At 41.3% G+C, this 8,176-nt stretch carries 8 protein-coding genes; 6 read left to right on the top strand and 2 right to left on the bottom strand.

The genetic code is table 11. The annotated features are described in order from the left end of the window. Positions 1-1,167 (bottom strand): UDP-N-acetylmuramoyl-L-alanyl-D-glutamate--L-lysine ligase (locus SORDD05_RS03625; protein ID WP_231077319.1); only part of this gene is annotated, 1,167 nt, incomplete at its 3' end. Positions 1,168-1,272: 105 nt separating this feature from the next. Between SORDD05_RS03625 and SORDD05_RS03620 the strand changes: the two genes are divergently transcribed. Then, the gene (locus SORDD05_RS03620) at positions 1,273-2,889 is read left to right on the top strand and encodes a putative polysaccharide biosynthesis protein (RefSeq protein WP_061417123.1); all 1,617 of its coding nucleotides are present in this window, start codon (positions 1,273-1,275) and stop codon (positions 2,887-2,889) included. Between the two features lie 88 nt (positions 2,890-2,977). On the opposite strand, the gene SORDD05_RS03615 is transcribed toward SORDD05_RS03620, so the two are convergent. Next, positions 2,978-3,343 carry a DUF3397 domain-containing protein gene (locus tag SORDD05_RS03615; protein WP_025168386.1) on the bottom strand — a complete coding sequence of 122 codons (366 nt, stop codon included), beginning with the start codon at positions 3,341-3,343 and terminating at the stop codon, positions 2,978-2,980. Between the two features lie 91 nt (positions 3,344-3,434). Here SORDD05_RS03615 and SORDD05_RS03610 point away from each other — a divergent pair, with 91 nt between their 5' ends. Genes SORDD05_RS03610 through SORDD05_RS03590 form a run of 5 tightly spaced genes read left to right on the top strand, consistent with a single transcriptional unit; the run spans position 3,435 to position 8,165 of the window. Further along, positions 3,435-4,391 carry a tRNA modification radical SAM protein MnmL/YtqA gene (locus SORDD05_RS03610; RefSeq protein WP_061417122.1) on the top strand — a complete coding sequence of 319 codons (957 nt, stop codon included), beginning with the start codon at positions 3,435-3,437 and terminating at the stop codon, positions 4,389-4,391. After that, positions 4,375-4,932 carry a tRNA 5-(aminomethyl)-2-thiouridylate-methyltransferase MnmM gene (locus SORDD05_RS03605; protein ID WP_061417121.1) on the top strand — a complete coding sequence of 186 codons (558 nt, stop codon included), beginning with the start codon at positions 4,375-4,377 and terminating at the stop codon, positions 4,930-4,932. Before SORDD05_RS03610 ends, SORDD05_RS03605 begins: the two co-directional genes overlap by 17 nt. Beyond that, positions 4,925-5,179: a hypothetical protein gene (locus SORDD05_RS03600; protein ID WP_061417120.1), complete on the top strand. Its 255-nt coding sequence runs from the start codon at positions 4,925-4,927 to the stop codon at positions 5,177-5,179. Before SORDD05_RS03605 ends, SORDD05_RS03600 begins: the two co-directional genes overlap by 8 nt. 11 nt (positions 5,180-5,190) lie before the next feature. After that, on the top strand, positions 5,191-7,245 hold the full coding sequence (locus SORDD05_RS03595; RefSeq protein ID WP_061417119.1) for a cation:proton antiporter domain-containing protein: 2,055 nt from the start codon (positions 5,191-5,193) through the stop codon (positions 7,243-7,245). Positions 7,246-7,280: 35 nt separating this feature from the next. Next, positions 7,281-8,165 carry a YihY/virulence factor BrkB family protein gene (locus SORDD05_RS03590; RefSeq protein ID WP_061417118.1) on the top strand — a complete coding sequence of 295 codons (885 nt, stop codon included), beginning with the start codon at positions 7,281-7,283 and terminating at the stop codon, positions 8,163-8,165. Positions 8,166-8,176: the final 11 nt, after the last annotated feature.

The following is an 8,176-nucleotide window of genomic DNA, read 5'->3' as shown; positions in this document are numbered from 1 at the left end:
GAGACCAAAGTCTTTGCGACGACTTTCCCCCTTGTTTCCAGTAGAACCGAGAACCAGAGCGATTTTCCCAGTTTGATGAGTTTCAACCACATTGATGAGTTTTTTCAGACTATCCCCGTTGTGGGCATAGTCGATGAAGACCTTGGCTCCATTTTTCTGTGTGAGGACTTCCATACGTCCAGGGACGCGGGTTGCAGCAATTCCTTTTTTGATGTCCTCCAGACTAGCACCTAGACGAAGGCAGGCAAGTCCAGCTGCAACGGCGTTTTCTTGGTTAAAGTGGCCGATCAGTTGGATGTCATAATCTCCTGCAAGCTTACCAGTAGCAGAAAAGCTAAAGGCTTTGGGGTTCTCGATTTGGTTACTTGACTGGCTACCATAGATATCATGCTCTTGATTTTCAACTTGTTCTTTTAGCACAGAGAAGTGGTCCATGTCGCTGTTAATGACAACTGCTCGGCTATTTTCCATCAAGAGACGCTTGTGGTAGAAGTAATCCTCAAAACTAGGATGCTCAATCGGACCGATATGGTCAGGACTGATATTGAGAAACACTCCTACATCGAAGGTTAATCCGTAGACTCGCTTAACCAAGTATGCTTGACTGGAGACTTCCATGATGAGATGGGTTCTTCCGTTATGAACAGCTTGAGCCATCATATCAAAGAGATCGATACTTTCAGGAGTTGTGAGGGCAGATTTAAAGAAGGTTTTGCCATCTAAGGTTGTATTCATGGTAGACAACATAGCTGGGCGATGATGTTGAGCCAAGATGTTATAGGCAAAATAGGCCGCTGTTGTCTTTCCTTTTGTTCCTGTGAAGGCGAGAATTTTAAGTTTCTCTTGTGGATTGCCATAGAATTTCATAGCAATCAAACTCATGGCTTTCTTAATGTCGTCCACGACAATAACAGGGATACCGACTTCGTAGTCCTTTTCTGCGACATACCAAGCTAAGCCTTGCGTTATAGCGGATAGGAGGTATTCTTTTTTAAAGGCAGCACCTTTTGCAAAAAAAAGAGTCCCTTCTTTTACTTTTCTGCTGTCATAACTGATGCTGTCAAAAACAACTTCACTGTAGTTGTAGTGGTAATGACCTTGGTCAATAATCTCGCGAAAAAGGCCATCTTTCTTTAAAATATCTAATACGGTTTCAATCTTAATCATACTTTCTATTATAAACTTCAAGTCTGAATTTTACAAGTAACAAGGAAAAGTTTATAATGGAAGATAAGGAACTTTTCCTAGTTATCAAAATTGAATGAGGAAGCTATGTCTAACGAAAACAATCACCAGCAAGCCCAGATGTTGCGAGGGACTGCTTGGCTAACAGCTAGTAACTTTATTAGTCGCCTCCTTGGGGCTATTTACATTATTCCCTGGTATATCTGGATGGGGACCTATGCTGCTAAGGCAAATGGCCTCTTTACCATGGGCTACAATATTTACGCCTGGTTCTTGCTGATTTCGACAGCGGGTATCCCAGTTGCGGTCGCAAAACAAGTGGCTAAGTACAATACTATGCGAGAAGAAGAGCATAGCTTTGCCTTGATTCGGAGTTTTCTAGGCTTTATGACGGGCTTGGGACTAGTCTTTGCCCTGGTCTTGTATCTCTTTTCTCCCTGGTTAGCAGACTTGTCAGGTGTGGGGAAAGACCTGATTCCCATCATGCAGAGTTTGGCTTGGGCAGTTTTGATTTTCCCGTCTATGAGTGTCATCCGTGGCTTTTTCCAAGGGATGAATAACCTGAAACCCTATGCTATGAGTCAAATCGCCGAGCAGGTGATCCGTGTTATCTGGATGTTGCTGGCTACTTTCATCATCATGAAAATCGGATCAGGGGATTACTTATCAGCGGTTACTCAGTCTACCTTTGCAGCCTTTGTGGGGATGGTGGCAAGTTTTGCAGTTTTGATTTATTTTCTTTCTAAGGAGGGACTGCTCCAAAAGGTATTTGAAACACGAGATAAGATCAATAGTAAGCGACTTTTAGTCGATACCATCAAGGAAGCCATTCCCTTTATCCTGACAGGATCAGCCATCCAGCTCTTCCAAATTTTGGACCAGATGACCTTTATCAATAGCATGACCTGGTTTACTAACTATAGCAATGAAGACTTGGTTGTTATGTTTTCTTATTTCTCTGCCAATCCCAATAAAATCACCATGATTTTGATTTCTGTCGGTGTCTCGATTGGAAGTGTTGGTTTGCCACTTTTGACGGAAAATTATGTTAAAGGTGATTTGAGAGCTGCTGCTCGTCTAGTTCAAGATAGTATGACCATGCTCTTTATGTTTCTCTTACCAGCAACGGTTGGAGTCGTCATGGTGGGGGAGCCTCTCTATACAGTTTTTTATGGTAAGCCAGATAGTCTGGCCATGGGCTTGTTTGTCTTTGCGGTTTTACAGTCTACTATTTTAGGCTTGTATATGGTCTTGTCTCCTATGCTTCAGGCCATGTTCCGCAATCGCAAGGCAGTTCTTTATTTTGTCTATGGATCCATTGCTAAGATCGTCTTGCAATTGCCTACCATTGCTATTTTCCACAGCTACGGTCCCTTGATCTCAACGACTATCGGCTTGATCATTCCGAATGTCTTGATGTACCGAGATATTTGCCAGGTGACGGGTGCACGTCGTAAGATTATCTTAAAACGGACGATCTTAATCACGATCTTGACTCTCGTCATGTTTATCTTGGTTGGCTTTTTGCAATGGCTTCTAGGATTTATCTTCCAACCAACTGGACGTTTCTGGAGTTTCCTATATGTTGCTCTTATAGGCGGTATAGGTGGTGCTCTCTATGGTTTAATGAGTTTAGAAACTCGTCTATTGGATAAAGTTATCGGGAAATCGAAGGCAGATCGCCTGCGAGCAAAATTAAAATGATCTTGACAAAATAGATTTATAAATAAAAGGAATGCTGACACTTAAATTTCCATAAATTAAAATCCCTAGAATCAAGCGTTCTAGGGATTTATTGGGGTGTGAGCATCATTAACTCTACAATCATAGCGATATAGAGGACTAAGGTAAGGAGAAAACCTGCTCTCCAGAAGAATTTGATAAATTTAGGGTAGTAAAAACTTCTTTTTTTGAGGAGAAAAAAGACAACTAGGAGAATTGCTAGGAGAGAAAGTGCAACACCAAGTCGTGGCAGAAAGTTGTGGGTAAAGGCTTTTGCAGTGATAAGATAATACTCGAATACCAAAAGTGGAAAAGCTAAATCCGCAAAATTCAGTCCTAGTTTTTTCAGTTTAAAAAGTTTTGTTACAATGATGGAGACCACGAGGGTTAATACCAACAATAAAGTAGCTGCTATTTTCATTAAAATCATACCCATATTGTATCATAAAAAATCATTAAAGGAAACGAGAAACAAGGGAATCTGTAGGAAAGTCAGGCTTTTGAGATTGTGGGTGTTTTTTGTTATAATGAAAGTTATGAAATCTTACAATACCTTGAATGATTATTATCGAAAACTTTTTGGAGAAAAGACTTTTAAAGTTCCTATTGATGCGGGGTTTGACTGTCCTAATCGCGATGGAACTGTAGCTCATGGGGGCTGTACTTTTTGTACGGTTTCGGGCTCTGGAGATGCCATTGTGGCACCAGATGCACCTATCCGTGAACAATTTTATAAGGAAATCGACTTTATGCACCGCAAGTGGCCAGATGTTAAAAAGTATCTGGTTTATTTTCAAAACTTTACCAATACCCATGAAAAGGTGGAAGTGATTCGGGAGCGATATGAGCAGGCTATCAATGAACCTGGTGTAGTAGGAATCAATGTCGGAACACGCCCGGATTGCTTGCCAGAAGAAACTATTGAATATTTGGCTGAGTTATCGGAGCGCATGCATGTGACGGTAGAATTGGGCTTACAGACTACTTTTGAAGTAACATCTGACCTGATTAACCGTGCCCATTCCTACGAATTGTATGTAGAAACGGTCAAACGCTTGAGGAAATATCCCAAGATTGAGATTGTTTCCCATTTGATTAATGGTTTGCCCGGTGAGACTCATGAGATGATGATTGAAAATGTCCGTCGCTGTGTCATGGATAATGATATTCAAGGAATTAAACTGCACTTGCTTCACCTCATGACCAATACACGGATGCAGCGAGATTACCATGAGGGACGCTTGCAACTGATGAGTCAGGATGAGTATGTCAAGGTCATCTGTGACCAGTTGGAAATCATTCCCAAACATATCGTCATCCATCGAATCACAGGAGATGCGCCTAGAGATATGTTGATTGGTCCCATGTGGAGCCTCAATAAATGGGAAGTGCTAAATGCCATTGAAACTGAAATGAGACGCCGCGGCAGTGTTCAAGGATGCAAGGCTGTAAAACAGGAGTTTGAAAATGAAAAGACCACTTGAGATGGCACATGATTTTTTGGCTGAAGTCGTGACAAAAGAGGATATCGTAGTGGATGCGACCATGGGCAATGGTCACGATACGCTTTTTTTAGCCAAGCTAGCCAAGCAAGTCTATGCCTTTGATATCCAGGAGCAGGCTTTGGAGAAGACGCGAGACCGTTTGGATCAGGCTGGAATGACAAATGCCCAGTTAATCTTGCAAGGTCATGAGACACTAGACCAGTTTGTGACAGAAGCTAAGGCAGGGATTTTTAATCTGGGTTATCTGCCTTCTGCTGACAAATCAGTCATCACTCGACCTCAGACCACCATTAAAGCACTGGAAAAGCTTTGTCATTTACTTGTTAAGGGTGGAAGGATTGCCATTATGATTTACTATGGTCATGAGGGAGGAGATATTGAGAAGGATGCTGTTTTGGACTTTGTGAGTCAGTTGAACCAACAAGAGTACACAGTTGTGATTTATCGAACCCTCAACCAAGTCAACAATCCGCCGTTTTTAGTTATGATTGAGAAATTAGAAAGATATAGACATGGATAAACAATACCTACGTGAGAAATTAGAGGCTATGCGCCAAAATTTTGTCGAGTCAACGCAGCATGAGCGAGCGGTTGGAGTACTTGACGAAGCACATATGAGCAAAAAGATGCTTAAAATCAAGAAAAAATTAGTGGCTCTTGAAATGGAACGGTGCCAGAAAAAAATTGAGCATAAAGACTGCTCAAAGATTGATCAGAAAATCCAAGAGCAAACGGAGATTTTTGAATCTTGTTGTAAAAAAGATTAAGGAGGAATTGTATGGAATTACTCATTTACTTGATTCTATTTTTATTTGTCTTAATCATTTCAACTACGACCAATAAACTTATCCCTTTTTTGCCCCTTCCTCTTGTACAAATCCTTTTGGGGATTGGGATTGGTTTATTTGTTCCCGATGCGGATTTTCATCTCAATACAGAGCTGTTTCTGGCCATGGTTATTGGCCCCTTACTTTTCCGAGAGGCAGAAGAAGCCGATATTACATCTGTTTTAAAACACTGGCGCATCATTGTCTACTTAATCTTTCCAGTGATTTTCATCTCGACCTTGAGTTTGGGAGCCTTGGCTCATTTCCTTTGGCTCAGTCTTCCCTTAGCTGCCTGTTTGGCTGTTGGGGCAGCGCTTGGTCCGACGGATCTGGTAGCCTTTGCTTCTCTTTCTGAGCGTTTTCGTTTTCCAAAACGGGTATCCAATATTCTCAAAGGAGAAGGTCTTTTAAATGACGCTTCTGGTTTGGTAGCCTTTCGGGTGGCACTGGCTGCATGGACAACTGGCGCTTTTTCCCTCAGTCAGGCTGGAACATCCCTAGCGCTTTCGATCCTTGGTGGTTTTGCAGTCGGTTTTGTGACGGCAATGATCAATCGTTTCTTGCATACATTTTTACTGAGTGTGCGAGCGACAGATATAGCGAGTGAACTCTTGCTTGAATTGAGTTTGCCTCTAATGACCTTCTTTATCGCTGAAGAAATCCATGTTTCAGGGATTATCGCAGTTGTAGTCGCAGGCATTTTGAAGGCCAGTCGTTTCAAAAAAATCACGCTCCTCGAAGCTCAGGTAGATACTGTTACAGATACGGTTTGGCATACCGTTACCTTTATGCTCAATGGTTCTGTCTTTGTCATCTTGGGAATGGAATTGGAAATGATAGCAGAACCTATTCTGACCAATCCCCTTTATAACCCCATACTGCTAATAGTATCGGTTGTTTTGCTGACACTTTTACTTTTTGCAATTCGCTTTGTTATGATTTATGGCTTCTATGTTTGGAGAACACGACGCCTCAAGAAAAGTCTCCGTAAATACATGAAGGATATGCTTCTTTTGACCTTCTCTGGTGTAAAAGGAACAGTATCTATTGCAACCATTCTTCTCATACCAAGCAATCTAGAGCAGGAGTATCCCCTTTTACTTTTTCTAGTAGCAGGTGTCACGTTATTAAGCTTTTTAACAGGTCTCTTAGTTCTTCCTCACCTTTCTGAGGAACAAGAGGAAACAAAAGATTACCTCATGCACATTGCGATTTTAAATGAGGTCACAGCAGAATTAGAAAAAGAACTGGAAGGGCATAAGAATAAACTTCCCCTTTATGCAGCTATTGATAATTATCACGGTCGAATTGAAAACCTAATCCTTAGTCAAGAAAACAAAAGTGCCCAAGAGGACTGGGAGGCTTTAAAACTCCTCATCTTGAGTATCGAAAGCGATGGTTTGGAGCAGGCTTACGAGGAAGGGAAAATCGGTGAACGTGGTTATCAAGTTTATCAACGCTATCTGAAAAATATGGAGCAGAGTATCAATCGCAAGGTGGCTTCCCGCCTGACATATTACTTCCTTGTGTCGCTCCGTATCTTGCGTTTTCTCCTGCATGAATTGCTGACCTTTGGCCAAACCTTCCGTAGTTGGAATGACAAGGAGCAACGTCGCCTTCGAGCTATTGACTATGATCAAATATCTGAACTCTATCTGGAGAATACGGAGCTGATTATCGAAAGTTTGGAAAACCTAAAAGGAATCTACAAGAGTAGTCTGATCAGCTTTATGCAAGAGTCTCGTCTACGCGAGACGGCCATTATCGGTAGTGGTGCCTTTGTCGAACGTGTTATCAATCGTATTAAACCAAACAATATCGATGAAATGCTAAGAGGTTACTATCTAGAACGTAAGTTAATCTTTGAATACGAAGAGAAGAAATTGATTACGACCAAGTATGCCAAAAAATTACGACAAAATGTCAACAATCTTGAGAATTATTCTCTAAAAGAAGCTGCAAATACCCTACCCTATGATATGATGGAATTAGTCAGAAGAAATTAGTTTAGAAAATCAACTTGTATTAGGAGGATTGCAACATGAAAAAGTGGTGGAAAGAGCTGATGGAACGGCCCTTGTTGAAAGCTTTTTTACATTTTTATCAAGCTGCCGATAGTGAACTGACCAGTGTTGCGGTTGCCTACTATTGGTTGATTTCAATCTTCCCCTTGTTGATGATAGTGGTCAATATTTTGCCCTATTTTCAAATTCCGATTTCAAATTTTTTGCTCACCATCAAGGAATTTGTGCCGGATACGGTCTATGATGTGGTCGCAAAGATTGCCCGAGAAGTCCTGACTCAACCATCGACTGGTTTGCTGAGTTTTGCAGTCTTGTCTGCCCTTTGGACCTTCTCGAAATCGATGGATTTCCTCCAAAAAGCTTTTAATAAGGCCTATGGAGTGGCTAAGAGCCGAGGAATTATCTCCCATCAACTGATGAGTTTACTCGTCAGCTTTGGCTTGCAAATTCTTTTTGCTCTAGCCTTATTTTTGAGTATGTTTGGGCGTATGTTGCTCAACCTGCTCAAAACTTACTGGCAATCAGACAGTCCTTTCTTTGATTGTCTACAAGACTTTACAGACCCTTTGATTTATGCCTTGCTCTTTGCCATCTTGGTCATGCTCTACTATTTCCTTCCAAATGTCAGAGTCCCTCGTATTCGCTACGTTTTTCCTGGCAGTATCTTTGTTTTGCTGACGCTTGTCTTTCTGTTGAATATCTTTTCTGTCTATTTCAATAACTATGTCAACCATCTGGTCGATGTCCGATTTTTCAGCTCCATTATCGTGGTAGTGATGATGTTCTGGTTTATTCTCATCGCAAAGATTTTGATTATCGGAGCAGTTATCAATGCCAGTGTACAGAGTTTGAAGGATCCAAAGTTTCGTGATAACACATTCTTTTTAAAAAATGAAGAATAAAAAAAGACGCT

It is taken from the genome of Streptococcus oralis (genome assembly GCF_001578705.1).
Classification (GTDB): domain Bacteria; phylum Bacillota; class Bacilli; order Lactobacillales; family Streptococcaceae; genus Streptococcus; species Streptococcus oralis_J.
Note: the sequence above shows the minus strand (reverse complement) of the source record. Positions and strands in the feature narration are given on the sequence as shown.

Excerpts from the sequence above, each read along its gene's own strand:
- SORDD05_RS03620 (WP_061417123.1), top strand. The coding sequence starts at position 1,273 with ATGTCTAACGAAAACAATCACCAGCAAGCCCAGATGTTGCGAGGGACT.
- SORDD05_RS03615 (WP_025168386.1), bottom strand. The coding sequence starts at position 3,343 with ATGGGTATGATTTTAATGAAAATAGCAGCTACTTTATTGTTGGTATTA.
- SORDD05_RS03610 (WP_061417122.1), top strand. The coding sequence starts at position 3,435 with ATGAAAGTTATGAAATCTTACAATACCTTGAATGATTATTATCGAAAA.
- SORDD05_RS03605 (WP_061417121.1), top strand. The coding sequence starts at position 4,375 with ATGAAAAGACCACTTGAGATGGCACATGATTTTTTGGCTGAAGTCGTG.
- SORDD05_RS03600 (WP_061417120.1), top strand. The coding sequence starts at position 4,925 with ATGGATAAACAATACCTACGTGAGAAATTAGAGGCTATGCGCCAAAAT.
- SORDD05_RS03595 (WP_061417119.1), top strand. The coding sequence starts at position 5,191 with ATGGAATTACTCATTTACTTGATTCTATTTTTATTTGTCTTAATCATT.
- SORDD05_RS03590 (WP_061417118.1), top strand. The coding sequence starts at position 7,281 with ATGAAAAAGTGGTGGAAAGAGCTGATGGAACGGCCCTTGTTGAAAGCT.